Source organism: Paramesorhizobium deserti, from assembly GCF_001558695.1.
GTDB lineage: Bacteria > Pseudomonadota > Alphaproteobacteria > Rhizobiales > Rhizobiaceae > Paramesorhizobium > Paramesorhizobium deserti.
Window position 1 is genome coordinate 372,737 of record NZ_LNTU01000034.1, and the last position, 25,209, is coordinate 397,945.

Annotated in this window: 21 protein-coding genes and 1 pseudogene; 3 read left to right on the forward strand and 19 right to left on the reverse strand. The window is 61.5% G+C overall.

Annotation, left to right across the window (positions count from 1 at the left end; genetic code table 11):
- Positions 1–35: 35 nt before the first annotated feature.
- The 9 genes from pyc to ATN84_RS18095 all read right to left on the reverse strand — a co-directional run bounded on the left by pyc (position 36) and on the right by ATN84_RS18095 (position 12,169).
- A complete protein-coding gene (pyc, locus tag ATN84_RS18055; protein ID WP_201026399.1) occupies positions 36–3,524 on the reverse strand; it encodes a pyruvate carboxylase in 3,489 nt (1,162 codons plus the stop codon).
- Between the two features lie 307 nt (positions 3,525–3,831).
- A complete protein-coding gene (locus ATN84_RS18060; protein WP_068883211.1) occupies positions 3,832–4,947 on the reverse strand; it encodes a branched-chain amino acid ABC transporter substrate-binding protein in 1,116 nt (371 codons plus the stop codon).
- 130 nt (positions 4,948–5,077) lie between these two features.
- Complete coding sequence (locus tag ATN84_RS18065) at positions 5,078–5,440, reverse strand: DUF6867 family protein (protein WP_068883213.1); 363 nt, start codon at positions 5,438–5,440, stop codon at positions 5,078–5,080.
- A gap of 64 nt (positions 5,441–5,504) precedes the next feature.
- Positions 5,505–6,236, reverse strand: a complete 732-nt coding sequence (locus ATN84_RS18070; protein WP_068883215.1) for an ABC transporter ATP-binding protein — start codon at positions 6,234–6,236, stop codon at positions 5,505–5,507.
- Positions 6,236–7,312, reverse strand: a complete 1,077-nt coding sequence (locus ATN84_RS18075; protein ID WP_425287418.1) for an ABC transporter ATP-binding protein — start codon at positions 7,310–7,312, stop codon at positions 6,236–6,238. The genes ATN84_RS18070 and ATN84_RS18075 overlap by 1 nt, the downstream gene beginning before the upstream one ends.
- Entirely contained in the window at positions 7,312–8,691 is a 1,380-nt protein-coding gene (livM, locus tag ATN84_RS18080) for a high-affinity branched-chain amino acid ABC transporter permease LivM (RefSeq protein WP_068883217.1), read from the reverse strand. The genes ATN84_RS18075 and livM overlap by 1 nt, the downstream gene beginning before the upstream one ends.
- Positions 8,692–8,693: 2 nt before the next feature.
- Complete coding sequence (locus ATN84_RS18085) at positions 8,694–9,602, reverse strand: branched-chain amino acid ABC transporter permease (protein WP_068883219.1); 909 nt, start codon at positions 9,600–9,602, stop codon at positions 8,694–8,696.
- A 293-nt stretch (positions 9,603–9,895) separates the two neighbouring features.
- Positions 9,896–10,897: a 4-hydroxyproline epimerase gene (locus ATN84_RS18090; RefSeq protein WP_068883221.1), complete on the reverse strand. Its 1,002-nt coding sequence runs from the start codon at positions 10,895–10,897 to the stop codon at positions 9,896–9,898.
- 12 nt (positions 10,898–10,909) lie between these two features.
- Entirely contained in the window at positions 10,910–12,169 is a 1,260-nt protein-coding gene (locus ATN84_RS18095; RefSeq protein ID WP_068883223.1) for an NAD(P)/FAD-dependent oxidoreductase, read from the reverse strand.
- A gap of 70 nt (positions 12,170–12,239) precedes the next feature.
- Between ATN84_RS18095 and ATN84_RS18100 the strand changes: the two genes are divergently transcribed.
- Positions 12,240–12,935 carry a GntR family transcriptional regulator gene (locus ATN84_RS18100; protein ID WP_425287423.1) on the forward strand — a complete coding sequence of 232 codons (696 nt, stop codon included), beginning with the start codon at positions 12,240–12,242 and terminating at the stop codon, positions 12,933–12,935.
- A gap of 44 nt (positions 12,936–12,979) precedes the next feature.
- On the opposite strand, the gene ATN84_RS18105 is transcribed toward ATN84_RS18100, so the two are convergent.
- Positions 12,980–13,312 carry a hypothetical protein gene (locus tag ATN84_RS18105; protein ID WP_153020285.1) on the reverse strand — a complete coding sequence of 111 codons (333 nt, stop codon included), beginning with the start codon at positions 13,310–13,312 and terminating at the stop codon, positions 12,980–12,982.
- 220 nt (positions 13,313–13,532) lie between these two features.
- On the opposite strand from ATN84_RS18105, the gene ATN84_RS18110 reads away from it, so the two are divergent.
- On the forward strand, positions 13,533–13,844 hold the full coding sequence (locus tag ATN84_RS18110; RefSeq protein WP_068883227.1) for a DUF883 family protein: 312 nt from the start codon (positions 13,533–13,535) through the stop codon (positions 13,842–13,844).
- 9 nt (positions 13,845–13,853) lie between these two features.
- Here the strand turns inward: ATN84_RS18110 and ATN84_RS18115 are convergent, their stop codons facing one another.
- The 8 genes from ATN84_RS18115 to ATN84_RS18150 all read right to left on the reverse strand — a co-directional run bounded on the left by ATN84_RS18115 (position 13,854) and on the right by ATN84_RS18150 (position 22,697).
- On the reverse strand, positions 13,854–14,315 hold the full coding sequence (locus ATN84_RS18115; RefSeq protein ID WP_068883229.1) for a MarR family winged helix-turn-helix transcriptional regulator: 462 nt from the start codon (positions 14,313–14,315) through the stop codon (positions 13,854–13,856).
- 195 nt (positions 14,316–14,510) lie between these two features.
- On the reverse strand, positions 14,511–14,918 hold the full coding sequence (locus tag ATN84_RS18120) for a F0F1 ATP synthase subunit epsilon (protein ID WP_068883231.1): 408 nt from the start codon (positions 14,916–14,918) through the stop codon (positions 14,511–14,513).
- A gap of 88 nt (positions 14,919–15,006) precedes the next feature.
- Positions 15,007–16,569 carry a F0F1 ATP synthase subunit beta gene (atpD, locus tag ATN84_RS18125; protein ID WP_068883233.1) on the reverse strand — a complete coding sequence of 521 codons (1,563 nt, stop codon included), beginning with the start codon at positions 16,567–16,569 and terminating at the stop codon, positions 15,007–15,009.
- 74 nt (positions 16,570–16,643) lie between these two features.
- Positions 16,644–17,522, reverse strand: a complete 879-nt coding sequence (locus tag ATN84_RS18130) for a F0F1 ATP synthase subunit gamma (protein WP_068883234.1) — start codon at positions 17,520–17,522, stop codon at positions 16,644–16,646.
- A gap of 131 nt (positions 17,523–17,653) precedes the next feature.
- Positions 17,654–19,183: a F0F1 ATP synthase subunit alpha gene (gene atpA, locus ATN84_RS18135; protein ID WP_068883236.1), complete on the reverse strand. Its 1,530-nt coding sequence runs from the start codon at positions 19,181–19,183 to the stop codon at positions 17,654–17,656.
- On the reverse strand, positions 19,183–19,743 hold the full coding sequence (locus ATN84_RS18140; RefSeq protein ID WP_068883578.1) for a F0F1 ATP synthase subunit delta: 561 nt from the start codon (positions 19,741–19,743) through the stop codon (positions 19,183–19,185). The genes atpA and ATN84_RS18140 overlap by 1 nt, the downstream gene beginning before the upstream one ends.
- 240 nt (positions 19,744–19,983) lie before the next feature.
- On the reverse strand, positions 19,984–20,373 hold the full coding sequence (locus ATN84_RS18145; protein WP_068883238.1) for an AGROH133_08824 family phage infection protein: 390 nt from the start codon (positions 20,371–20,373) through the stop codon (positions 19,984–19,986).
- A 188-nt stretch (positions 20,374–20,561) separates the two neighbouring features.
- Positions 20,562–22,697, reverse strand: coding sequence for a primosomal protein N' (locus ATN84_RS18150; RefSeq protein WP_244491118.1), 2,136 nt, complete (start codon positions 22,695–22,697; stop codon positions 20,562–20,564).
- 207 nt (positions 22,698–22,904) lie between these two features.
- On the opposite strand from ATN84_RS18150, the gene fsa reads away from it, so the two are divergent.
- Positions 22,905–23,558 carry a fructose-6-phosphate aldolase gene (gene fsa, locus ATN84_RS18155; protein ID WP_068883242.1) on the forward strand — a complete coding sequence of 218 codons (654 nt, stop codon included), beginning with the start codon at positions 22,905–22,907 and terminating at the stop codon, positions 23,556–23,558.
- Between the two features lie 494 nt (positions 23,559–24,052).
- Here the strand turns inward: fsa and ATN84_RS18160 are convergent.
- Positions 24,053–25,178 (reverse strand): annotated as a pseudogene (locus ATN84_RS18160) (AAA family ATPase).
- Positions 25,179–25,209 lie beyond the last annotated feature (31 nt).

The following is a 25,209-nucleotide window of genomic DNA, read 5'->3' on the forward strand; positions in this document are numbered from 1 at the left end:
ATGCGCCTGGCAAGCGCTGTTGCGGTTCGCCAGTTTCACCCGTAGACGATCAGCAGATCCTTCGCGTCGATCTGGTCCCCGGCGCGGACCAGCACTTCCGCGATCACGCCATCTTTCTCCGCGTGGATGGCGGTTTCCATCTTCATGGCCTCGATGGAGACAAGCACGTCGCCGGCCTTCACCGGCTGGCCTGCCGCAACGGCAATGGTCGAGATGATTCCGGGCATTGGCGCGCCGACCTGATTGTCGTTTCCGGGCTCCGCCTTGCGCCTGGTCCCGTTGCCCGTCGCGCCATGCGCCCGATCCGGCACCTTGACGCGGCGCGGTTGGCCGTTCAGCTCGAAGAACACGGTGACCATGCCCTTCTCGTCGGTATCGCTCATCGCCTGGTTGCGGACGACCAGCGTCTTGCCGCGCTCGAGATCGACGAAGACCTCCTCCTCCTGCGCGAGTCCGTAGAAATAGACCGGCGTCGGCAGCACACTCGTCGGGCCGTAGGTTTCACAAGCGAGTGCATAATCGGTGAAGACCTTGGGATACATCAGATAGGAGGCGAACTCCTGGTCGCTGATCTTGCGCCCGAGCTTCTCCTCGATCTCCTTGCGCTCCTTGTCGAGATCGGCGGGGGCGAGCAATGAGCCCGGCCTGACCGTGAATGGCTTCTCGCCCTTGAGCACCTTCTTCTGCAAGGCCTCCGGCCAGCCCGATGGCGGCTGGCCAAGATCGCCGCGCATCATCGAGACGACCGAATCCGGGAAGGCTATGTCCTTCTCCGGGTTCTCCACATCGGCGACGGTCAGGTCCTGGCTGACCATCATCAGCGCCATGTCGCCGACGACCTTGGAGGACGGCGTGACCTTGACGATATCGCCGAACATGCGGTTCACATCGGCATAGGCCTGCGCCACCTGATGCCAGCGGGTCTCCAGCCCCAGCGAGCGTGCCTGCTCCTTGAGATTGGTGAACTGGCCGCCCGGCATCTCATGGAGATAGACCTCCGATGCCGGCCCCTTCAGATCGCTCTCGAAGGCTGCATATTGGGTGCGCACCGCCTCCCAGTAGAAGGAGATCTTGCGGATCCAGACGGGATCGAGGCCGGGATCGCGCTCGGTGCCGGAGAGCGCCTCGACGATCGAACCGAGGCAAGGCTGCGAGGTGTTGCCGGAGAGCGCATCCATTGCCGCATCGACCGCATCGACATCCGCCTCCACCGCGGCGAGTACGGTGGCCGCCGAAATGCCTGATGTATCGTGGGTGTGGAAATGGATCGGCAGATCGGTCGCCTCGCGCAGCGCCTTGAACAGAACCTTCGCCGCCGCCGGCTTCAACAGCCCCGCCATGTCCTTGACGGCGATGATATGCGCACCAGCCTTCTCGACCTCCCTGGCGAGTTCGACATAATATTTCAGGTCATATTTCGGACGGGCAGCGTTGAGGATATCGCCCGTATAGCAGATCGCCGCCTCGCAGAGTTTGTCCTCCTCCAGAACGGCGTCCATCGAGACGCGCATGTTCTCGACCCAGTTCAAACTGTCGAACACCCGGAAGAGATCGATGCCGCCGCGCGCCGCCTCCCGCACGAAATATTTGACCACATTGTCGGGATAGCTCTTGTAGCCGACGCCGTTCGCTCCGCGCAGGAGCATCTGCAGCAGGATATTCGGCGCAGCTTCGCGGATGAGCGCCAGCCGCTCCCACGGGTCTTCGGTCAGGAACCGCATCGACACGTCGAATGTGGCGCCGCCCCAGCATTCCAGCGAGAAGAGATCGGGCAGCACGCGGGCATAAGTGCCGGCGATCTGCGCGATATCATAGGTGCGCATCCGCGTAGCGAGCAGCGACTGGTGCCCATCGCGCATCGTCGTGTCGGTGATCAGAACGCGCTTTTCGTTACGCATCCACTCGGCGAACTTCTCAGGTCCAAGCGCATCAAGCCGCTGCTTGGTGCCGTTGGCGATTTTTACTTCGCCGGCATAGGGCACCTGCGGCAGTGCGGCATCCGCCGGCGGCCGGGCGCGGCCCTTGGTCTCGGGATGGCCGTTCACCGTCACATCGGCCAGATAGGTCAAGAGCTTGGTGGCGCGGTCCTGCCGCTTCACATGCTCGAAGAGCTCCGGCGTGTTGTCGATGAACTTCGTCGTATAGGCATTCGCGCGGAATTGCGGATGCGTGATGATCGCCTCGAGGAAGGTCAAGTTCGTCGCAACGCCGCGGATGCGGAACTCGCGCAGCGCCCGGTGCATCCTGTCGATCGTCTCTTCCGGCGTCGGCGCCCATGCCGTCACTTTTTCGAGCAAGGGATCATAGAAACGGGTGATCACCGCGCCCGAATAAGCGGTGCCGCCATCGAGCCGGATGCCGAAGCCGGTGGCGCCGCGATAGGCGGTGATGCGGCCGTAATCCGGGATGAAATTCTGCTCGGGGTCTTCTGTGGTGATGCGGCACTGCAGGGCATGGCCGTTCAAGCGGATGTCCGCCTGCGCCGGGACGCCTGAGGCCGGCGTGCCGATGGCTGCCCCTTCCAGGATATGGATCTGCGCCTTGACGATATCGATGCCCGTCACCTCCTCGGTCACGGTGTGCTCGACCTGGATGCGCGGATTGACCTCGATGAAATAGAAAGCGCCGGTGTCGGCGTCCATCAGGAACTCGACCGTCCCCGCGCCAATATAATCCGTCGCATGCGCGATCTTCAGGGCGTGAGCGGCCAGTTCCTTGCGCTGGCTGTCGTCGAGATAAGGCGCCGGTGCCCGCTCCACGACCTTCTGGTTGCGCCGCTGGATCGAGCAGTCGCGCTCGAAGAGATGGACGGCATTGCCATGCGTGTCTCCAAGAACCTGCACTTCCACATGCCGGGCGCGCTCGACCAGCTTTTCCAGATAGACCTCATCCTTGCCGAACGCCGCCTTCGCCTCGCGCTTCGCCTCGGTCACCTCCTTGACGATGTCATTGGCCGAGCGGATGACGCGCATGCCGCGGCCGCCGCCGCCCCAGGAAGCCTTCAGCATGAGCGGATAGCCGATCTTCTCGGCCATCGCCTTGACTTGATCCATATCGTCGGGAAGCGGCTCGGTCGCCGGCACCACGGGAACGCCGATCTCGATGGCGAGATTGCGCGCGGCCACCTTGTTGCCGAGCCGGCGCATCGTCTCCGCCTTCGGCCCGATGAAGATGATGCCGTTTTCCGCGCAGGCCTCGGCAAACTCGGGACTCTCTGAAAGCAGCCCATAGCCGGGGTGGATCGCGTCCGCGCCGGAGAGTTTAGCGACCCGGATGACCTCATCGATCGAGAGATAGCTTTCGATCGGTCCCAGATCGCGCGGCAGATGCGGGCCGCGCCCGACCTGATAGCTCTCATCAGCCTTGAAGCGATGCAGGGCAAGTTTGTCCTCTTCCGCCCATATGGCGACCGTTTTCATGCCGAGCTCGTTGGCCGCGCGGAAGACGCGGATGGCGATTTCGGATCGGTTGGCGACGAGGATCTTCTTGATCGGCAAGGCAGGTCTCCCAAGCTGCTGGAGCATGATCCCGAAAAGTTGCCGACTTCTCGGATAAGATCATGCGGCCAAAACAAAGGCTTAGAGCGGGACGCCTAATTCAATTGCATTCTGCTCTAGGCCAGCAAAATAGTCGAGCGGTTCCGGTTTGATGAAACCGATGCGCCGTCCTCTTTTTATCGTTATAGGCTTGGACGGATACCGGTTCTAACTGGACCCGGTCCAATGCTTACCCCGCAAAATGCTGCAGCGCAAACGCTGTGTTGAAACCCGCGAGCAAAAACAAAAATGCCCGGCGCAAAGGCCGGGCATCTCTGTGGTCTTGTAAGTCGGCTTACTGCTGGATGTAGGTGTACTTACCGTCCTCGCCCTTCTTCCATTCGTACATGACGTAGCCGGGAAGCTTGGGATCGCCCTTCTCGTCGAAGGAGATATCGCCGAGAACGGTCTTGAATGGGCCCTTTTCCTTCATCGCGGTCGCCACTTCCTGCGGATCGTTGGATCCGGCGGCATTGGCGGCGGCGGCGATCGCCTGAGCGGCGGCGTAGGAATAGAGCGTATAGGCTTCCGGCTCGAAACCGGCGTCGCGGAACTTCTTCACCAGCTCGGCATTGTCCGGGTTGTTGCGCGGATCAGGACCGAAGGTGTTGAGCGTTCCGGCAACGGCGTCGCCGGCGATCGAGGCAAGCTCGTTGGAGACGATGCCGTCACCGGAGATGAACTGCACCTTCAGGCCCTGGTCGGCGAGCTGGCGCATGATCAGGCCGGCTTCAGTGTGCAGGCCGCCCCAATAGAGAACGGTGACGCCGCTCTGCTTCATCTTGGCGATGAGGGCGGAAAAATCCTTCTCGCCGACATTCACGCCTTCATACATCACTTCCTTGATGTCGGCTTCGTTGAGCGCCTTCTTGGTTTCGTCGGCAAGGCCCTGACCATAAGGCGTCTTGTCGTGAATGACGGCGATCTTGGCGTCCTTGAAATTCTCGGCGATAAATTTGCCGGCGATGGTGCCCTGCTGGTCGTCACGGCCGCAGGTGCGGAAGGTGTTCCACAGACCGCGCTCGGTGAAGACGGGGTTCGTCGAAGCGGGCGTCACCTGGAGAATGCCGTTTTCGGCATAGACGTCGGAAGCCGGGATCGACACGCCGGAGTTGAAGTGGCCGATGACGAACTGCACACCGTCGGCAGCGAATTTATTGGCGACCGAGATGCCCTGCTTCGGATCGGAGACGTCGTCGCCGACCGTGATGGTGATCTGCTCACCGTTGATGCCGCCTGCGGCATTGATCTCCTTGATAGCCTCTTCGGCTCCCCTTCTGATCTGAGCGCCGTAAACGGCGTTGGGACCGGTGATCGGAGCGCCGACCCCGAAGAGGACATCGGCCCAGGCGCTACCGCCGCAGGCAAGCATCGCAGCGAGTGCAACGCCGGAAAACAGTGACTTTTTCATGCGAATAACTCCCATTCTTCTTAGACCCCACGCGATGCGAGCTGCATCGCCTGTTAACACATTTGCCGATTTCCCGGCGCTTGTCACGCTGAATTGCTTAATACCAGCGCGATTGCTCAAGTGAACCTGATCAGGATGCCAGGTTACCTTTCTTTTCCTTCCACGAGAGCGGAGAAACCTTTTCGTAGAGCCAGCTATACTGCCGCACCATCTGGTTGGTGCGTGTGTAACGATACCCTATCGTCCCGATGATCATCAGCACGATCGTATCGACGATATAATAGTGCAGCGACAGCATGCTTCCGCCGAAAAGCGCATGATGGATGAACCGCACGGCAATACCGAGCGGGATCATGTAAAGCAGAAAGACACCATAGCTGCGCCACGTCTGGGCGCAGGCCCGCCCCGTCATCCATGCCGCCCAGCCGCCCAGGATACATGTCACGAACAGGAAGAGCCCAAACGACGGTTCTTCGTAGAGAATGCTCTGCATGGCCACGTTCCCTTTAGAGCATGATCCCGAAGAGCTGCAGGCTTCAGAGTCATGCGACTGAAAACTAGTGCCGCCCGCCTTCGAGATAGGCGGCGCGCACTTCCGGATTGGCGAGCAGTTCCTTGCCGGAACCGCTCATCGTGATCGAGCCGTTGACCATGACATAGCCACGGTCTGCCAGCTTCAGCGCGCCGAAGGCATTCTGCTCGACCAGAAAGACGGTCAGGCCCTTGGTGCGGTTGAGCTCCTTGATGGCCTCGAAGATCTGCTTGACGATCAGCGGCGCCAAGCCGAGTGAGGGCTCGTCAAGCAGCAGAAGCTTCGGCCGCGCCATCAGCGCCCGCGCGATCGCCAGCATCTGCTGTTCACCGCCCGAAAGCGTGCCGCCGCGCTGGTTGATGCGCTCCTTCAGACGCGGGAAGAGATCGAACATCAGCCGCACGTCTTCATCGAAATGAGCAAGATTATCGAGGCTGGCGCCCATCTGCAGGTTTTCCTGCACGCTCATGCGCGGAAAGATGCGTCGCCCCTCCGGCGACTGGGCGATGCGCAGCCGCGCTATCTCGTGCGGCAGCAATTGCGTGATATCCTGCCCGTTGAAGATCACCCGGCCGCTGCGGGCGCGCGGGCTGCCGCAGATCGTCATCATCAGGGTCGATTTGCCGGCGCCGTTGGCTCCGATGAGGGCGACGATCTCGCCTTCATCCACCGTGATGTCCACCCCCTTGAGGGCGCGTATGTTGCCGTAATAGGTCTCGACCTGCTCGACCCTGAGAAGCGAATTCTTGGCCGACATCACTTGCTCCCCCCGGAAGGCTTCTTCGTGCGGGCGGATGTCCTGGACGCTTTCCCCGCCGGCTTGGCTGATGAGGCTTTGGCGGCGGGCTTTTTCCGTGCCGGTTTCGCCTTGGGTCCATCCGTTTTCACGGCGGCTCCTGCCTGCACGATCTCGGTTATCGCCTCCTTGGCCAATTGCTTGACGGCGATGTCGGCGGGATCGGCGACATGGGGCGCGTCGACCTCTTCGATCAGTTCGGCGATCTCCTCATCCTCGACGCCGAGATAGGCGGCGATCACCTTCGGGTCGTTGCGCACCGCTTCCGGCTTCCCGTCAGAAATCTTCGTGCCGTATTCGAGCACCACCACATGATCCGAGATTTCCATGACGACCGCCATGTCGTGCTCGATCAGCAGGATCGACGTACCGGTTTCGCGGCGGATATCGAGCAGCAGCTTGTTGAGCTGCGAGGATTCACGCGGATTGAGGCCCGCGGCGGGCTCATCGAGGCAAAGCAGCTCCGGGTCGGTGCACATGGCGCGGGCGATCTCAAGCCGGCGCTGGTCGCCATAAGGCAGATCGCCCGCCGGATCGTCCGCCCGCTCGATCAGATTGATCTTTTCCAGCCAATAGCGCGCCTTTTCGGTCGATTCCGCCACGGCCCGCTTGTAGGCCGGCAGGCCGAGCAGCCCGAGGATCGTATAGCCCGACGATTTCATCAGGGGGTTGTGCTGCGCCACCAGCAGATTTTCCAGAACCGTCAGACCCGAGAACAGGCGGATGTTCTGGAACGTCCGCGCCACCTTGGCCTTCTGCGTGATCTTGAAATCCGGCAGCCGCTCGAGGAGATATTTCTCGCCGTTCTTCCTCGAGAGCGTCAGCATCCCGCCGGTTGGCTTGTAGAAGCCGGTGATGCAGTTGAACACAGTGGTTTTGCCGGCACCGTTGGGGCCGATGATCGCGGTGATATCGCCGCGCTTCGCCTCCAGGCTCAGATCATTGATGGCGATCAGACCACCGAACTTCATCGATAGATGCTCGACCTTGAGAATTGGGTCCATTGCAGTTTCAGACATGATTTGTGCCGCCGACATCAGCCGTGCCCCTCCTTGGTGAAGGCTCCGGAGACCAGCTTGCGTTTGTGCAGGAATGCGCTGGGTTCACGGCTTCCGACGAAGCCGCGCGGCTTCCACACCATGACTGTCACCATCGCCAGGCCGAAGATCAGCATGCGATAAAGCTCGGGCGTGAAGCTCGGCCCGAAGATGAGCTTGAGGAAGCCCATCTCGCGCAGGATTTCCGTGCCGCCGATCATCACCACGGCCGCGACCGCGATGCCGACCAGCGAGCCCATGCCACCGAGCACGACGATCGCGAGAATGACGGCGGATTCGAGGAATATGAAGGATTCCGGGCTGACGAAACCTTGCCGGGCGGCGAAGAACGAGCCCGCGAAGCCGCCGAACATGGCGCCGGTCGCAAAAGCCGTCAGCTTGGTCGTCGTCGTATTGATGCCGAGCGAACGGCAGGCGATCTCGTCCTCGCGCAGCGCCTCCCAGGCGCGCCCGACCGGCATCCGCCGAAGGCGGATCGTCACCCATGCCGTCAGCAGCGCCAGGAACAGGATCAGATAATAGAGGAAGATCTTGTAATAGGCTGATGAGAGCGGCAGGCCGAATATGGCCGCAAAGCCATCCTTGCCGGCGGTGAAGGGAATACCGAACAGCGTCGCCTTGGCGATGCCGGAAATACCGAACGTGCCCTTGGTGACCTCGGTCCAGTTGATCAAGACGAGACGGATGATCTCGCCGAAGGCGAGCGTCACGATGGCGAGATAATCACCACGCAGGCGCAAGACGGGAAAGCCGAGGATGACGCCCCATGTGGCCGCGAAAATGCCCGCCATCGGCAGCAACACCCAGAACGACAGGCCGAAATAGCTGGAGAGGAGCGCATAGGAATAAGCGCCCACCGCATAGAAGGCGACATAGCCGAGATCGAGCAGACCGGCTAGGCCGACGACGATATTGAGTCCCCAGGCGAGCATCACATAGATCAGGATCTGGATGCCGAAATTATCCACCCACTTCAGCGACCCCTGCATGCCGACCATGAGGACGACAAGGGCGGGATAGACCAGCAGGAAAGCAATGGCCAGTCGCGAGAAATTGCGCCGGAAGAAGGAAGGCTCCGACACCTCGCCGACCTTGGCGCTTTCCTTCGCCTTGATGCGGGCTGTCAACCAGGGCGAAATGAAAGCCTTGAAAAGGAACCGCCCTACGGCGGCGATTGCCACCATGGTGAAGAGCAGCCCCCAGCGTTGGTCGAGGACCAACTCGTTGCTGATGTTCTGGTCCGTGCGAAAGCCGATGATCAGCACGAACAGGAAGAAGGCGATGATGCCCGCTATGACGCCTTCACGGATGGCCGAGGAAAAAGCGGATTCCGAACGGGACTTGGATTGCTCGGCCATGATCACACCTTTTCGACTTCTGGGCGGCCGAGAATGCCGGAAGGCATGAAGATGAGCACGATCGCGAGAATCGAGAACGCCGCCACATCCTTGTAGTCGATCGAGAAATAGGCCGACCACAGCGCCTCGATCAGGCCGATGAGCAGGCCGCCGACGACCGCCCCGGGCAGCGAGCCGATGCCGCCGAGCACCGCCGCGGTGAACGCCTTGACGCCCGGAATGAACCCGTCGGAGAAGGAGATCACGCCGTAGAACATGAGATAGAGCGTGCCGGCCACGGCCGCCAGCGCCGCGCCCATGACGAAGGTGAGCGATATGGTCCTGTCGACATTGATGCCGAGCAGCGCCGCCATCTTGCGGTCCTGTTCACAGGCCCGCTGCGCGCGCCCGAGCGACGTGCGGTTGACCAGATACCAAAAGGCTGCCAGCAGCGCGGCCGTCACCACGATGATGACGATCTGCTTCAGCGAAATGGTGATATTGGTGCCGTAGATCGTATAGCCGCTGCTGATCAGCGGCGGGATCGGCTTATTGCGCGGCCCCTGCGTGACCTGCACGAAATTGGAGAGCGCAATCGACATGCCGATCGCGGTGATCAGCGGAGCCAGGCGGAACGACCCGCGCAGCGGACGATAGGCCACGCGCTCGATGGTCCAGCTCCAGAGACTCGTCAGACACATGGCGACGACCATCATCAGGAAGAGCGCCAGGACGACCGGCACGCCGCCGATGAATGTCGTCAATATCAGAAACACGATGAGCGCCATGAAGGCGCCCAGCATGAAAATGTCCCCATGTGCGAAATTGATCATGCCGATGATGCCGTAGACCATCGTATAACCGATCGCTATCAAGCCATAGATCGAGCCGAGCGTCAGCCCGTTGATCAACTGCTGGATAAAGTATTCCATCGAAAAGCCACCCTTACTTCGGTCGGGACCATTATTTCCTGCCTTTTTAGGGCGGTTCCCTTGTTCCCCGATCCTTCTTACACCTAACCGCTGCAACACGGAAAGCAACCGTTTTTATATCAGACGAAGGACTAATAAGTCGCCCCTCGCATTTATAGGTGTTTCCACTAATGAGCTAGGGTCTTTCCGCTTCTTCCCCTATTTATCCACCTCCAAACGAGAGTTTCTCCTCCCATTTTGCTCGCAATCCTGTCAGGCGAAGCCATGAAGGCTGGCCAATATGCGACATCGCATCAAACGACGACAAAACCATGGGCGAAGGGATCGCGATCGTCGATGAAGATCGTGTTGTAGCCGGTCATCCGGGCCCAGCCGGCAATGGAGGGAATGATCGCCGGGCGACCCGCCATTTCCGTCTCCTTTTCGACCCGGCCATGAAAGAGCGAGCCGATGATCGATTCATGTACGAAATCATCGCCGGGCTTCAGCTTGCCCTTGGCGGCGTGCTGCGCCATGCGCGCCGAGGTGCCCGTTCCGCAGGGCGAACGGTCGATGGCCTTTTCGCCATAGAACACTGCGTTGCGGGCATGCGCTTCCGGCTTGGTCGGCTTGCCCGTCCACAGAATGTGGCTGAGGCGGTTGATGTCAGGCTTTTCGGGATGGATGAAGGAATAGCGCTCGTTCAGCCGCTGACGCAGCACCGGGCTCCAGCCGATCAGGTCGAGCGCGCGATAATCCGCCATGTCGCCATAGTTTTCCTGGGGATCGATGATGGCGTAGAAATTGCCGCCATAGGCGACGTCGACCCGCAGCAGGCCGAGATCCGGGCATTCCACCTCCAGCCCTTCGGCATAGAGGAAGGCCGGAACATTGGTGATCCGCACGCTTTCGACATATTGCCCCTTCTGCTCATATTCCGCCACGACCAGCCCGGCCGGCGTATCGAGCCGCAGGACACCCGGCGTCTTCGGCGTCACCAGCCCGTGCTCGATCGCCATCGTCACCGTGCCGATGGTGCCGTGCCCGCACATCGGCAGGCAGCCTGAGGTCTCGATGAACAGCACCGCCACGTCGCAATCCGGCCGGGTCGGCGGATAGAGGATCGAGCCCGACATCATATCGTGGCCGCGCGGCTCGAACATCAGCCCGGTGCGGATCCAGTCATGCTCCCGCTGGAAATGCGCCCGCTTCTCCATCATGTTGGCCCCCTCGAGGTTCGGGCCGCCGCCGGCCACCAGCCTCACCGGATTGCCGCAGGTATGCCCGTCGACGCAGAAAAAGGAATGCCTGGCCATGGATCTGAGACCTTAAAAACGTTGCGGGTTGAAGGGCGCGAGATCAATCGCCGGAGTTTGCCCGGAAACGAGATCGCGGATCAAGCGTCCGGTCGCGGCCGACTGGGTGAGCCCCAGATGGCCGTGGCCGAACGCGTAGAAGACATTGGGCAGGCCTTTCGCCCTGCCGATCGCGGGAAGCGAATCCGGCAATGACGGCCGGTAGCCCATCCATTGGCGTCCGCCGGTGGTCTTCAACCCCGGCAGGAACATTGCGGCCTTCTTCAGCATTGCCTCCGAGCGCGCATAATTGGGCGGCAGGCTGAGGCCGCCGAGCTCCACCGCCCCGCCGACGCGGATGCCGGTTTCGAGCGGCGTAACGACAAAACCATGCCCGCCAAAAATCAGCTGTCGCCTCAGATCGAAGCTGTCGACAGGCAATGTGGTGTTATAGCCGCGCTCGGTCTCGAGCGGTATGGCATCACCGCATTGCTTTGCCAGTTGATGTGACCAGGCGCCCGCCGCGATGACAAGCTTGTCCGCCGAGATCGTGCGGCCGTCGGCCAGCCCGATAGAGGTCTTCCCGTTCGCGGTGGAAAGGGATTTCACCTCGCCTTTGATAAACCGCGCGCCGGCGCGCTCGGCAAAGGCCCACAGCGCCTGTCCCAAAAGCCTGGGATCGCTTACCGTCTTCCAGTCCGGCACGAAACTGCCGACGACGAAGCGCGGGCTGAGCCCCGGCTGGTATTCCGCTAGTTCCTTGCCCCTGATATGCCAGAATGCGATGCCCGCCTTTTCCCGCGCGTCCCAGCCGGGCTGCGCCGCCTTCAATTCCGCCTCGCTCTCATAGAGTTCGAGCGAGCCGTCCTCGCGCAGCATGGACAGGACACCGGCGCGCTTCATGAGCGCCAGCATCTCCGTTTCGGCAAGCCGCATCATCGCCGCCTGCGCCTCAAGGCTGTTCGCCTGGGCCGTTTCCCCGCTCGCTAGCCAGAAACGATAGAGCCAGGGCGCGAGCTTCGGCAGATAGGAGGGGCGAATGGTGAAGGGCCCGAGCGGATCGGCAAGCCACCGCGGAAGTTTGGCGAGGACGCCTTTGGAAGCAAGCGGCAGTATATCGGAAAAGGCGAGCGCGGCAGCGTTGCCCGAACTCGTTTCCTCGCAGATGCCGGTACGGTCGATGACCAGCACCTGATGCCCTGCCTCGGCCAGAAAGGCAGCGATCGAGGTCCCGATTATGCCTGCGCCAATGATGACGATCTCATCATCGTGCTGGCTTTCGATGCCGGACATACGCCGCTCCCCTTCTGACGAATGCCGCAATGGGGCATCCACTCCCGATTGATATATCAGTGATATATCTATACCCTCCATTATGGTCAAGCGCACGCCACGCAACAGGGAGGACCGATTGACGAGCCTTCAACTCGATAACCCGCCGGGCGTGAGCCTTGCCGAGCAGGCCTATCGCACCCTCGAGCATCTGATCGTCACGCTCGTCCTCGAACCCGACATGGTGGTCAACGAACGCATGCTGATCGAGCTCACCGGCATGGGGCGCACGCCGGTTCGCGAAGCCATTCAGAGGTTGGCCTGGGAAGGGCTGATGGAGGTGCGCCCCCGCTCCGGCATTGCCGTCACGCCCCTTGATCCGAAGGATTTCGTGAAGGTTCTCGATGCCCGCGAAGGGGTCGAGCAGGTGCTGGCGCGCGACGCCGCGCGGCTTGCCGGCCCCCGCGATCACCAGCGTTTTCAGGCTGCGGCGGACAGCATGCGAAAGGCCTCTTCCGCCGATGATCTCGGCCGGTTCCTCGATGCGGATAAGGCGCTTGATTCGGTCCTGGGGCAGGCCGCCGGCAATGCCTTCGCCGCGCGCCTTGCGGCTCCCCTGCAGACCCATAGCCGCCGTTTCTGGTTTCGCCTGAGAGGCGATGACGGTATCGCGGCATCGACCAAAGCCCATATAGCGATGATCGAAGCGATCCTCGCCCGCGACCCGGAAAAGGCCATTGCCGCGGCTGGCGATCTCATCCGCCATTTGCGGACGCTCGCGCCATAAGACGCGCCTGAACAAAGGCTATCCCGACCGCCTTAGATTTTCGATCAGTTTCCCGTGGTGTTTTGCATCTCGGTATCGTTCGGCGTCGTTTCGTTCTGCACCGTATCGTTCCGCATCATTGTCTTTGCCGGGCCGATATAGTCGACATAGAAGTCGCCGTTGAGATTGCTCTGCCAGCCGATCACAACCTCATCCCCAGGGCGGATATCCGGATTTTGGCCGGGCCGAAGAATGAACGACGAACCGCTGTCCAACGTAACCATCTGGCTGCTCTGATCATACATTTTCACCTTGCCGAAGGCGAAATCCTCCGCTTGTGCACTGTAAGCGGAGAGAGCGAGAATGGTTGCCGCAGCCGATATTATCTGAATACGCATGAGATAATCCTCCATGGTAACGGGCATTTCCGAACGCCCGTTCAGCAGAGAGCCGTCAAGCTCGTGGAGGATATCGTGCCGTCCGTGCCGCTTTTCAGCGGCGGCGCCGATCAACACCGTTCACTTGTTTTCACGCGAGCGCGACCGGAACCAATTCATCTGACACGGCGTTGCGTTTGCTGACATGCCGAAATTATCTGCAGATGAAAGGAGATGTGAGATGGCTGCAACGGGGACAAGGACCCGCACCCAGTCCGGCAAGGACCTCGAAAATCAGATCGCCGAACTGCGCAAGGAAATCGCCGAAATTTCAGAAACGCTTTCCCGGCAGGGTTTCCATATTCTGGATAGCGCCAGAGACACGGCGTCCGACGTCTATGATGCTCTCAAGGCCAAAAGCGCCAAGGCCGCCCATGTGGCGGGCAGGCAGGCGCATTACGTCGCCGATACTGCGCGGGAAAGGCCTGTTGCATCCGCCGCCGTCCTGATCGGCATAGGCCTTGTCATCGGCGGCCTGCTCGCTCGCCGATAGATTATCGGATCAGTTCGGCCGCGAAACCGAAACCCTGTCGGTACTGTCGATCGAACGCCCCATCGCGTGAAGGACGCGGACGGTGGTAGCCAGATCCTCATCGCTGACCGAATCCAGGAGATCCTCCCGCACATCTTCGGCAAGCTTCACAACCTGTTCGGCCTGCTGGCGCCCCTCCTCGGTCATGACGATCTGTTTCGCCCGGCGATCGCCTTCGACGGCGCGGCGCTCGATGAAATTCTGCTTTTCGAGACCATCGAGAAGGCGCACCATCGTCGCGTTCTCGATCTCCAGTACCTCGGCCAGTTCCTTTTGATAGAGACCTTCCTGGCGGCTGAGCACAAGGAGCGTGCGGGCCCGCGCCAGGGTCAGGCCCTGCTCCTTGACCCGCCCGTCAAAAAGCGTGCGCAGCTTCCGGCTGACCTTCGAAAGCGCATCGACCATTTCCGTGCGAAGTTCTTTGGTCCCCATAATAGACATCCATATATGTAGTATACTAACGATATCTCGCTGGATTATATCCTGGGGAAAATGGTTTCAAGTAAACAATTCATTCTCACGCAAGTGTGAATCAAATGACCTGCGCCGGACGCAATGCCTGTGCGCAACGCAAAATAAAAAAGCGGCCCGAGGCCGCTTTCTTAAAGTCGAAATCCGACGCTTGGATCAGGCCGGCAGGACCGAGCCTTCAAGCGTCATCAGCTGATGCAGGAACTGCTCGGCCTTCGTGCGCTGCTCATGCGAGGTGGCATCCGCCAGATCCTCGCGCGCATCCTGGATCCGGCGCTGCAGTTCCTCACGGTTCAGATCGTCGACGTGAACCGCGGATTCCGCCAGAATCGTGCAGCCTTCCGGCGAGATATCGGCAAAACCGCCAAAAACGACATAGGAATCCTCCTTGCCGTCGGGCTGCCTGACCCGGATGACACCTGGCTTGATGGTGCTCATCAGCGGGGCATGGCGGGCCATGACGGTCAGATAACCCTCGCTGCCCGGGATCACGACTTCCGTGATCTCCGCGGAGAGCAGAAGGCGTTCCGGCGATACCAGTTCGAAATGGAAGGCTTCAGCCATATCGTTCTAGTGAATAGTGAGTAGTGAGTAGAGAACAAAAATCCCCATCTTCACTATCTCACTACCTCACTACTCCCTATTCCCTAAATTACGCTGCTTCCGCTGCCAGACGCTTTGCCTTCTCCACGGCTTCCTCGATGGAGCCGACCATGTAGAAGGCGGCTTCCGGGAGATGGTCGTATTCGCCTGCGCAAAGGCCCTTGAAGCCCTTGATGGTGTCGGCCAGGTCGACGAGCTTGCCCGGCGAGCCGGTGAAGACTTCGGCGACGAAGAACGGCTGCGACAGGAAGCGCTCGATCTTGCGGGCGCGGGCGACGGTGAGCTTGTCCTCTTCGGAAAGCTCGTCCATGCCCAGGATCGCGATGATATCCTGGAGCGACTTGTAGCGCTGCAGGATCGACTGCACCTGACGGGCAACCGCGTAATGCTCCTCGCCGACGATCATCGGGTCGAGCATGCGCGAGGTCGAGTCGAGCGGATCGACGGCCGGGTAGATACCCTTTTCCGCGATCGAGCGCGACAGCGTGGTCGTCGCGTCAAGGTGCGCGAACGAGGTCGCCGGCGCCGGGTCGGTCAAGTCGTCGGCAGGCACGTAGATGGCCTGAACCGAGGTGATCGAACCCTTGGTCGTGGTCGTGATGCGCTCCTGCAGGGCGCCCATGTCGGTCGCCAGCGTCGGCTGATAGCCCACGGCCGAAGGAATGCGGCCGAGAAGCGCCGACACCTCTGAGCCCGCCTGCGTGAAGCGGAAGATGTTGTCGACGAAGAACAGAACGTCCTGACCCTGGTCACGGAAATATTCGGCGACCGTCAGGCCCGACAGGGCGACGCGGGCGCGCGCACCGGGCGGCTCGTTCATCTGGCCGTAGACGAGCGCGGCCTTCGAGCCTTCGCCGCCGCCGAGCTTGTTGACGCCCGATTCGATCATTTCGTGATAGAGGTCGTTGCCCTCGCGGGTGCGCTCGCCGACGCCGGCGAACACGGAGTAACCGCCGTGCGCCTTCGCGACGTTGTTGATGAGCTCCATGATCAGAACGGTCTTGCCGACGCCGGCGCCGCCGAACAGGCCGATCTTGCCGCCCTTGGCGTAAGGCGCCAGAAGGTCGATGACCTTGATGCCGGTGACGAGGATCTGGGCTTCCGTCGACTGCTCGATGTACTCAGGCGCGTTCTGGTGAATGGCGCGGCGGGCCTTCGTTTCGATCGGGCCTGCTTCATCGACCGGCTCGCCGATCACGTTCATGATGCGGCCGAGCGTCGCTTCGCCGACCGGAACCTCGATCGGAGCGCCGGTGTCGATCACCGCCTGGCCGCGCACCAGACCCTCGGTCGAGTCCATGGCGATCGTGCGGACGGTGTTTTCGCCCAGATGCTGCGCCACTTCCAGAACCAGTCGGTTGCCGAGATTGTCGGTTTCCAGCGCGTTCAGGATCAGCGGCAGATGCTCGTCGAACTGCACATCGACCACGGCGCCGATGACCTGCTTGACGCGGCCGACTAGGCCCTTCGCCTTCTCGGCTGCGGTGGGCGCCTTTGCCGCTGCGGTCTTCGCAGGAGCCTTTGCTTTTGCTGCCGCGGCTTTTGGCGCGGCCTTTGCTGCCGGAGCCGGCTTGGCCGCGGCGGGTGTTTTCGGGGTCGCTGCTTTTGCCATCGATCCTTACCTTCCGTTAGCATGATCCCGAAAAGTTGCAGACTTTTCGGATGAGATCATGCGGCAAACTAAACCTAGAGCGCTTCCGCGCCCGAAATGATTTCGATCAGTTCCTTGGTGATCTGAGCCTGACGCTGCCGGTTATACGTGATCGACAATTTGTTGATCATGTCGCCGGCATTGCGGGTCGCGTTGTCCATGGCGCTCATCTTGGCGCCCATCTCGCCCGCCACATTCTCCAGGAGCGCCCTGAATATCTGGACGGAGATGTTGCGCGGGATGAGATCGCCGAGGATGACGCTCGGGTCTGGCTCGTATTCGTAAAGCGCGCCTGCGGCGTTGTCGGATTCCGCCTCACCGCCGGCGGAGGCCGGGATGAGCTGCTGCGCGGTCGGCACCTGGCTGATGACCGACTTGAATTCCGAATAGAACAGCGTGCAGACGTCGAACGCGCCCTCTTCGAACAGCGCGATGACCTTGCGGCCGATCTCGTCGGCATTGGCGAAACCGATCTGCTTGACCTCGCGCAGGTTGAAATGCTCGATGAAAAGCGATCCGAACTCGCGCTTGAGGATGTCCGCGCCCTTCTTGCCGACGGTGATGATTTTCACCGTCTTGCCTTCGCTCAAGAGCTTGCGTGCATGATCGCGCACCAGACGCGCGATCTGCGAGTTGAAACCGCCGCAAAGGCCGCGTTCCGCCGTGCAGGCGATCAGCAGGTGCACATTGTCGGCGCCCGTCCCGGTCATCAGCTTCGGCGCGTCCTCGCCGCTGACATTCTGCGCGATATTGGCAAGAACCGCACCCATCCGCTGCGAATAGGGCCGCGCCGCCTCGGCAGCTTCCTGCGCGCGACGCAGCTTCGCCGCGGCGACCATCTGCATCGCCTTGGTGATCTTCTGCGTCGCCTTGACCGAGGCGATACGGTTTCTCAGATCCTTTAGTGAAGGCATCCGTTCATCCCGTCCGGAGCATGATCCCGAAAAGTTGCAGACTTTTCGGATGAGATCATGCGGCTAAAACTCTGAGCATGATTCCGGAAAGCTGCGGACTTTCCGGATGAGATCATGCGGCTAAACAAAACTCAGGCGAAATTCTTGGCGAACGCGTCGACGGCCGCCTTCAGCTTTGCCTTGATATCGTCGGTGAGCTGCTTCTCTTTGCGGATCGCATCGAGCACGTCCTTGTGCTCGGTGCGCAGCCACGCCAGCAGGCCGTCCTCGAACTTGCCGACCTGGCTGACCTGCAGCTTGTCGAGATAGCCGTTGACGCCGGCATAGATCACCGCGACCTGCTCTTCCGTCTTCAACGGCGAGAACTGCGGCTGCTTCAAGAGCTCCGTCAGGCGTGCGCCGCGATTGAGCAGGCGCTGCGTCGCCGCGTCGAGGTCGGAGCCGAACTGTGCGAAGGCCGCCATTTCGCGGTACTGCGCCAGCTCGCCCTTGATCGAGCCTGCGACCTGCTTCATCGCCTTGATCTGGGCGGCCGAACCGACGCGCGACACCGACAGACCCACGTTCACGGCAGGACGGATGCCCTGGTAGAACAGGTTGGTCTCGAGGAAGATCTGGCCGTCGGTGATCGAGATCACGTTGGTCGGGATGTAGGCCGACACGTCGTTCGCCTGCGTCTCGATGACGGGAAGCGCGGTCAGCGAGCCGCTGCCGTTTTCCTCATTGAGCTTCGCGGCGCGCTCCAGGAGACGGGAGTGCAAATAGAAGACGTCGCCCGGATAGGCTTCGCGGCCCGGAGGACGGCGCAGCAGAAGCGACATCTGGCGATAGGCAACCGCCTGCTTCGACAGATCGTCATAGCCGATGAGGGCATGCATGCCGTTGTCGCGGAAATACTCGCCCATCGCGCAGCCGGCGAACGGCGCAAGGAACTGCATCGGCGCGGGATCGGACGCGGTGGCGGCAACGATGATCGAATATTCGAGCGCGCCGCGCTCTTCGAGAACCTTGACGAACTGCGCCACGGTCGAGCGCTTCTGGCCGACAGCGACGTAGACGCAGTAGAGCTTTTCCTTTTCCGGACCGGAATCGTGGATCGCCTTCTGGTTCAGGATCGTGTCGAGAATGATCGCGGTCTTGCCGGTCTGGCGATCGCCGATGATCAGCTCGCGCTGGCCGCGGCCGACCGGGATGAGGGCGTCAACGGCCTTGAGGCCGGTCGACATCGGCTCATGCACCGACTGGCGCGGGATAATGCCAGGCGCCTTGACGTCGACGCGGCGACGTTCCGTCGTCTTGATCGGGCCCTTGCCGTCGATCGGGTTGCCGAGGGCGTCGACGACGCGGCCGAGCAGCGCCTTGCCGACGGGAACGTCCACGATCGAGCCGGTACGCTTGACGGTATCGCCTTCCTTGATGTCGCGGTCGGCACCGAAGACGACGACGCCGACATTGTCGCTTTCAAGGTTCAGCGCCATGCCGCGGATGCCGCCCGGGAATTCGACCATCTCGCCCGCCTGGACATTGTCCAGACCATAAACACGGGCGATACCGTCACCGACGGACAGAACCTGACCGACCTCGGAGACCTCTGCCTCCTTGCCGAAATTCTTGATTTGCTCTTTCAGGATTGCGGAAATTTCCGCAGCGCGGATGTCCATCAGCCGACCTCTTTCAGTGCAAGCTTGAGAGAAGAAAGTTTGGTGCGAAGGGAAGTGTCGATCTGGCGTGATCCCATCTTGACGATGAGACCGCCGAGGATCGACGGATCGACGGTGACATTGATCGTCACGTCCTTGCCGGCCACGCCCTTGAGCGTCGCCTTCAATTCATTTTGCTGCGCGGCAGTCAATTCATGAGCGGAGACGACATCGGCGGAAACCTCGCCGCGATGCTGGGCCGCGATCTGCCGGAAAGCCTGGATCATGCCGGGCAGCACGAAAAGCCGACGATTGCCCGCGACGACGCGCAGGAAATTGCCCGTGAGGCCCTTGATGCCCGCCTTGTCGGCGATTGCGGAGATGGCCTTCACCTGGTCCTCGGTCGAGAAGACCGGGCTGGACACCAGGCGCTTCAATTCATCGCTGCCGTTCAAAAGAGCCTCGAACCGGCCGAGATCCTTTTCCACCTGGACGACGGAGTTTGCCTCGAGCGCCAGATCGAAAAGCGATCCGGCATAACGCCGCGCGGCACCTGAAATGAGCGATGAAGTTTCTGTCACGAACAACCAGCTCTCTGCTTTGACGCCAAGACCCGGACACTCGAAAAGGTGAGCTAATCTAAGTCTTTGACTTTATTGAGTTTTTTCAGCAATTTTTGAATGCGCCAAGCATCCCCGCTGAAATTCGATTGCCGTCTAGCATGAACGGACAGGACTCGCAACACGCGAATCCCTCTGTTTTTGGTCAGCTTTGTCGCAATTACGGGGATTTTTCGTCCGTCGATGCGATTTTCCGCCCGTTCAGGCGATGAACCCGAAAGCGAAAAGCAGCGGTCCCGCCGCGAGCAGGAACTCCAGCACCACCGCCATCCAGTTGTAGAAGGTACCGCCCCGATCCGACATCATTGAGATGAGCCGGCCGAAAAGGGTGAAGCCCCATGCCGCCCCCAGCGCGAGCCACAGGAATGGCTGGGTGAAGATGAGGCAGCTGAGCCCTAAACCTATGTGGAATCCAGCCATTGTCGCGCGGATCGAGGCAAAGGCTTCGGGCCGCCCATCGGCCGGTGAAAGCCGCAGAACCTTCATCGACAGCCCCGGCGCGAAGAAAAGGATCACCCCGAAGAGAACGGTGATCACCGCAGAAATCCATGCGAGCCACTCGCCATCGCTCGCCGGCCAATAGAGTTCCATGTCTCTTCCTCATGCTTCGAAAACTGCTTCGCGCTCTATAAAGCACATCGGCCGGAAGTGCGACAAAAAGCGCTTCCCTTTATCATCGTCACCCTCGGGTCAAGCCCGAGGATGACGACTGGAGGGATGCTAAAGCCCAAGAGAGCAAAAGACAGTGTCCCGCGACCAGCGTTTCCAACTGAACCACTCTACAAAAAGCTCTGCGGGTCGATGTCCACCTGCACCCTCACCGAGCCGCGCTCCTTCGGCCCCGCCGCAAGCAGCGTGCGGATGAAGGCCTGGATATCGGCGCGTTTCGTCCCGTGGACGAGCAACCGGAAGCGATGCCGGCCGCGAATCAGCGCCAGAGGGGCCTCCGCCGGGCCGAGCACGGCAATCTCTGAAGAGGACGGCGCTGCCCGGCGCAGTGCGCGGGCATGGCTTTCGGCCTCACCACGCGTATTGGCTGAAACGATCAGCGCCGCCAGCCGTCCGAACGGCGGCAGCCCGGCGCGTTCGCGTTCCTCGATCTCGCGGGCATAGAAGGCGTCCGCATCGCCCGAGACGATGGCGCGCATCACCGGGTGGTCGGGCTGATAGGTCTGAAGCAGCCCGATGCTCTTGCGCCCCGTACGCCCTGCCCGGCCCGTCACCTGGTTGAGGAGCTGGAACGTCCGCTCGGCAGCCCTCGGATCGCCATTGGCAAGACCCAGATCGGCATCGACGACGCCGACGAGAGTCATGTCGGGGAAATTGTGCCCCTTCGCCACCAGCTGTGTGCCGATGACGATATCCGCCTCGCCCTTGGCAATGGCTTCGAGCTCCAGCCGTAGCCGCTTCACCCCGCCGAGAAGATCGGACGAAAGCACGATGATCCGCGCATCGGGAAAGGCGGCCGCCGTCTCCTCGGCGATACGCTCGACGCCCGGTCCGCAGGCGACCAGATGATCGAGCGTACCGCATTCCGGACAGGCATGCGGCGTCGGCTCGTGATAGCCGCATTGATGGCACATCAGCTGGCCGCGAAAACGATGCTCGACCAACCAGCTCGAACAGCTCGGGCACTGAAACCGATGCCCGCAGACACGGCAGAGCGTCAGCGGCGCATAACCTCGCCGGTTGAGAAACAGCAACGCCTGTTCCTTGCGTTCGAGCGTCTTGGCGATCGCTCCCGTCAGCACCGGCGAGAGAAACTTGCCCGGCGGCGGCGGGGAGCGGCGCATATCGATGGTCTTCAGGTCAGGCATCGCCGCCTCGGCATAGCGGGCGGCAAGCCTGATGCGCTGATAGCGGCCCTGCTCGGCATTGACCTGGCTTTCGATGGACGGCGTCGCCGAGGCGAGCACCACCGGGAAGCCGCCGATATGACCGCGCACGACAGCCATGTCGCGGGCATTGTAGAAGACCCGGTCCTCCTGCTTGTAGGCCGGGTCATGCTCCTCATCGACCACGATCAGGCCAAGCTCGCGAAACGGCAGGAACAGGGCCGAGCGCGCGCCGGCCACCACCCGCACCTGGCCTTCCGCCACCTGACGCCAGACCCGCTCGCGCATCTTCGGCGCCAGATCGGAATGCCATTCGGCGGGTTTTGCGCCGAAGCGGTCATGGAAGCGATCGAGAAACTGCTGCGTCAGCGCGATTTCCGGCAGAAGGATCAGCACCTGCCGGCCATCCTCGATCGCTTTCGCCACCGCCTCGAAATAGACCTCCGTCTTGCCCGAGCCGGTGACGCCGTCGAGCAGCGAAACGGAGAATCCCTGTCTCCCGACATTCTCCACCAGCATGTCCGCCGCCGCCTGCTGGTCCGGCGATAGATCGGCGCGGGCATAATCGATATCAGGCGCGGCCACCACGGGACGCGGTGGGATCATCACCTCCTCGAAGACGCCTTGCGCCTTCAAGCCATCGACGACGGTGAGCGAGACACCGGCCGCATGCGCAAGGCCGGAACGCGTCCAGGCCATGCCGTCCTCGGCCAGTTCCATGATCCGGCTGCGCGCTTCGGTCAGCCGGTCCGGCTTGACGCCCGCATAGCGCAGGCCGGGAATAGGCGGCTCGGGATCAAAAGCCGTGGGGACCCGGAGCAACATCCTCGCGACCATGCCCGGCGGCGACAGCGTGTAATCCGCCGCCCATTGCACGAAACGCAGCATCTGCGGCTCGATCGGCGGGCAGTCGAAGACCTCCGAAATCGGCCGCAGCTTCTTCGCATCGACGGAATCGGTTTCTCCCGCCGTCACGATACCCGCCACCTCGCGCGGCCCCAGCGGCACGCGCACGATCGACCCTGGAACGACCATCATTCCGTCCGGTACAGCGTAGGAGTACGGGCGTTCCGCGGGCATGGGAACGAGCACCGGAACCGTCCTTAAAGCAAGTCCAGGAAAAGTGTGCCGCGGTTTTCCGTCCGGACTTGCGTGCTTTAGAGGAGCTTGCGAATCTTTCGACATGATGGCGTGACCTTGGCCCGGCTTTGGGCTAAAGAAAAGCCACCTTCCCGGGATTATCATCCCTCAAACGCCCAGCAAGCCCTGTTATGGAGGACAGCTGAAATGAAATTCTTTGTCGATACCGCCGATGTGAAGGAAATCCGTGAACTCAACGATCTCGGCCTCCTCGACGGTGTGACCACCAATCCCTCGCTGGTGGCGAAGTCCGGCCGCAGCATCCTCGAAGTGACCAAGGAAATCTGCGATATCGTATCAGGCCCCGTCTCTGCCGAAGTCACCGCCCTCGACTATGACGGCATGATGAAGGAAGCCGCGGTTCTCTCGAAGATCGCCGATAACATCTGCATCAAGGTGCCGCTGACGCTCGATGGCCTGAAGGCCTGCAAGGCGCTGACTTCGGATGGCCGCAAGGTCAATGTCACGCTCTGCTTCTCCGCTACCCAGGCGCTGCTCGCCGCCAAGGCCGGCGCGACCTTCATCTCGCCCTTCATTGGCCGTATCGACGATATGGGCGTCAACGGCATGGAGCTGATCGCCGAAATCCGCACGATCTATGACAATTACGATTTCAGGACCGAGATCCTGGCGGCCTCGATCCGCACCGTGAACCATGTCAAGGAAGCGGCCCTCATCGGCGCCGACGTCGCCACCGTCCCGCCGGCGACGCTGAAGGCACTCGTCAAGCATCCGCTGACCGACAAGGGCCTTGATGCATTCCTCGCCGATTGGGCGAAGACCGGACAGAAGATCGCCTGACGACGTATTTGATAAAGGGATCGGCATGCCGATCCCTGTGCGGCAAAAGCGGCCGCAACGGCCCTGCTCCCGGAAAACTTATCCCACAGTTCCCGCCCTGCCCTTATCCTTCCCCTCAGTTCTTCCCGCGGGAACGCGGCTCGCGACGGCGGGTCTCGCGGGGAAGAACCGGCGCTTCCGGTTGACCGCTGACGCAGTGGTGAACTGGGAGGCTTCGTCCAGGGTTTCCCTCACGGGAAGGGCCGAGACGGGACGTGGGTGAATGAAGCTCCCGCGACGATCCCTAGCTCTTCTCGAAGCGGAACGGACGGACATCGCCGACGGGCGGTCTTGCGGCCGCAATTGAATTTATAATGAGCGTTGGCAAGACCGCCCGTCTTCCCATTCCCGGTTCGGGGTGTTCTTCTCAATGACCAGACGCGGCAAGCGGGCGTGGTGACACCCCCCTCTGGCCCGCCGGTATTCTCTCTGCCGCCAGTGACGCAGCGGCCGAATTAAGACTGTGAGGAGCTTACGGACAACACCCTCACCGCCGTTTCGCCGCTCCTGCGCTCGACGGTCGCGGACCGTGCCCCGGTCTGATCCCGGATAGCCTCTGCCAGAACGCTGGAATGCGTGACGACCCAGACCTGGGCGCGCTCCGCCGCCTTGGCGATCATGCCGGCAAGCGCCGGCAGCATGGATGGATGGAGGCTCGCTTCCGGCTCGTTGAGTGCGATCAGCGGTGGCAGCCGATAGGAAAGCAGCGCGCCGGCGAGCGCCAGGAACCGGATCTGCCCGTCGGAAAGTTCCTCAGGTCCGAAGATGCGTTGCGGGAACTCTGGGACGACGAGGCCGAAGCTGGCGGTCCGGCCAGGCAACGGGATATCCAGCTTTGCTCCGCCCAGCGCATCCGCGACACAGCGGTCGAGATCGACCGTGTCTCCCCTGATATGGGCAAGCGTGGCGAAGACGGCGGCGAGATTGCCGCCATCCTCGTCGAGCATGGGTGACGTGATCGCGATCGACGGCTGGCGCGCGGGTGAGTCCCGGTCCGTCCGGAAACCGTGATAAAAGCGCCACCCTCTCAATGTCGTGCAGAGGTCGCCGATCTCGGGATAGCGTCCCGAGCCGGCGAGCAGGGAAAGTGCTGTTTCGGATTCCAGCATGCGCACGGGATGCTGCACACGCCTTCCGTCGCCATCGCGGGCAAAAACCGCCGGCCCCTTGCGGCTCATCAGTTCGACGGGCCGGCCGGCGCCCGGTATCGAGGCTCAGCTCCTCTTCCTTTATGTGCGGTTCGAACATGAAGCCCGCCGACACAGGCGGCGGAAGACTCGCCTCGATGCGATAGGAAAAGCGCGCCGCCGTCTCCTCATCCTCGAAATGGGTATCGAGGATAATCCGTACAGGTTTTCCGGCCTTCCGCACGCCGGTCCAAAGCGCCGACTGCATGCCGCCTTCCCCTGCGATCTCGGAAGCCAGCGTGCCTTCGGCCGACGCCTTCACCAGTTGCAGCGCACGATAGAGATTGGATTTGCCCGCCCCGTTTTCGCCGACGAAGAGCGAGACCTGTCCCGTTTCGAGATGGACGGAGCGGAGCGAGCGATAGCCGCTGGCGGAAAAGGAAGTCAGTCGCATGGCACAGGCAGAAGCGGTTCCCGGATTTCTC

Coding starts and splice junctions, on each gene's coding strand:
- ATN84_RS18150 (WP_244491118.1), bottom strand. CDS start 22,697: ATGCCCGCGGAACGCCCGTACTCCTACGCTGTACCGGACGGAATGATG.
- ATN84_RS18090 (WP_068883221.1), bottom strand. CDS start 10,897: ATGGCCAGGCATTCCTTTTTCTGCGTCGACGGGCATACCTGCGGCAAT.
- ATN84_RS18120 (WP_068883231.1), bottom strand. CDS start 14,918: ATGGCTGAAGCCTTCCATTTCGAACTGGTATCGCCGGAACGCCTTCTG.
- atpD (WP_068883233.1), bottom strand. CDS start 16,569: ATGGCAAAAGCAGCGACCCCGAAAACACCCGCCGCGGCCAAGCCGGCT.
- ATN84_RS18110 (WP_068883227.1), top strand. CDS start 13,533: ATGGCTGCAACGGGGACAAGGACCCGCACCCAGTCCGGCAAGGACCTC.
- ATN84_RS18070 (WP_068883215.1), bottom strand. CDS start 6,236: ATGTCGGCCAAGAATTCGCTTCTCAGGGTCGAGCAGGTCGAGACCTAT.
- ATN84_RS18060 (WP_068883211.1), bottom strand. CDS start 4,947: ATGAAAAAGTCACTGTTTTCCGGCGTTGCACTCGCTGCGATGCTTGCC.
- ATN84_RS18095 (WP_068883223.1), bottom strand. CDS start 12,169: ATGTCCGGCATCGAAAGCCAGCACGATGATGAGATCGTCATCATTGGC.
- ATN84_RS18075 (WP_425287418.1), bottom strand. CDS start 7,312: ATGTCGGCGGCACAAATCATGTCTGAAACTGCAATGGACCCAATTCTC.
- ATN84_RS18085 (WP_068883219.1), bottom strand. CDS start 9,602: ATGGAATACTTTATCCAGCAGTTGATCAACGGGCTGACGCTCGGCTCG.
- pyc (WP_201026399.1), bottom strand. CDS start 3,524: ATGCTCCAGCAGCTTGGGAGACCTGCCTTGCCGATCAAGAAGATCCTC.
- fsa (WP_068883242.1), top strand. CDS start 22,905: ATGAAATTCTTTGTCGATACCGCCGATGTGAAGGAAATCCGTGAACTC.
- ATN84_RS18105 (WP_153020285.1), bottom strand. CDS start 13,312: ATGCGTATTCAGATAATATCGGCTGCGGCAACCATTCTCGCTCTCTCC.
- atpA (WP_068883236.1), bottom strand. CDS start 19,183: ATGGACATCCGCGCTGCGGAAATTTCCGCAATCCTGAAAGAGCAAATC.
- ATN84_RS18145 (WP_068883238.1), bottom strand. CDS start 20,373: ATGGAACTCTATTGGCCGGCGAGCGATGGCGAGTGGCTCGCATGGATT.
- ATN84_RS18115 (WP_068883229.1), bottom strand. CDS start 14,315: ATGGGGACCAAAGAACTTCGCACGGAAATGGTCGATGCGCTTTCGAAG.
- ATN84_RS18065 (WP_068883213.1), bottom strand. CDS start 5,440: ATGCAGAGCATTCTCTACGAAGAACCGTCGTTTGGGCTCTTCCTGTTC.
- livM (WP_068883217.1), bottom strand. CDS start 8,691: ATGGCCGAGCAATCCAAGTCCCGTTCGGAATCCGCTTTTTCCTCGGCC.
- ATN84_RS18130 (WP_068883234.1), bottom strand. CDS start 17,522: ATGCCTTCACTAAAGGATCTGAGAAACCGTATCGCCTCGGTCAAGGCG.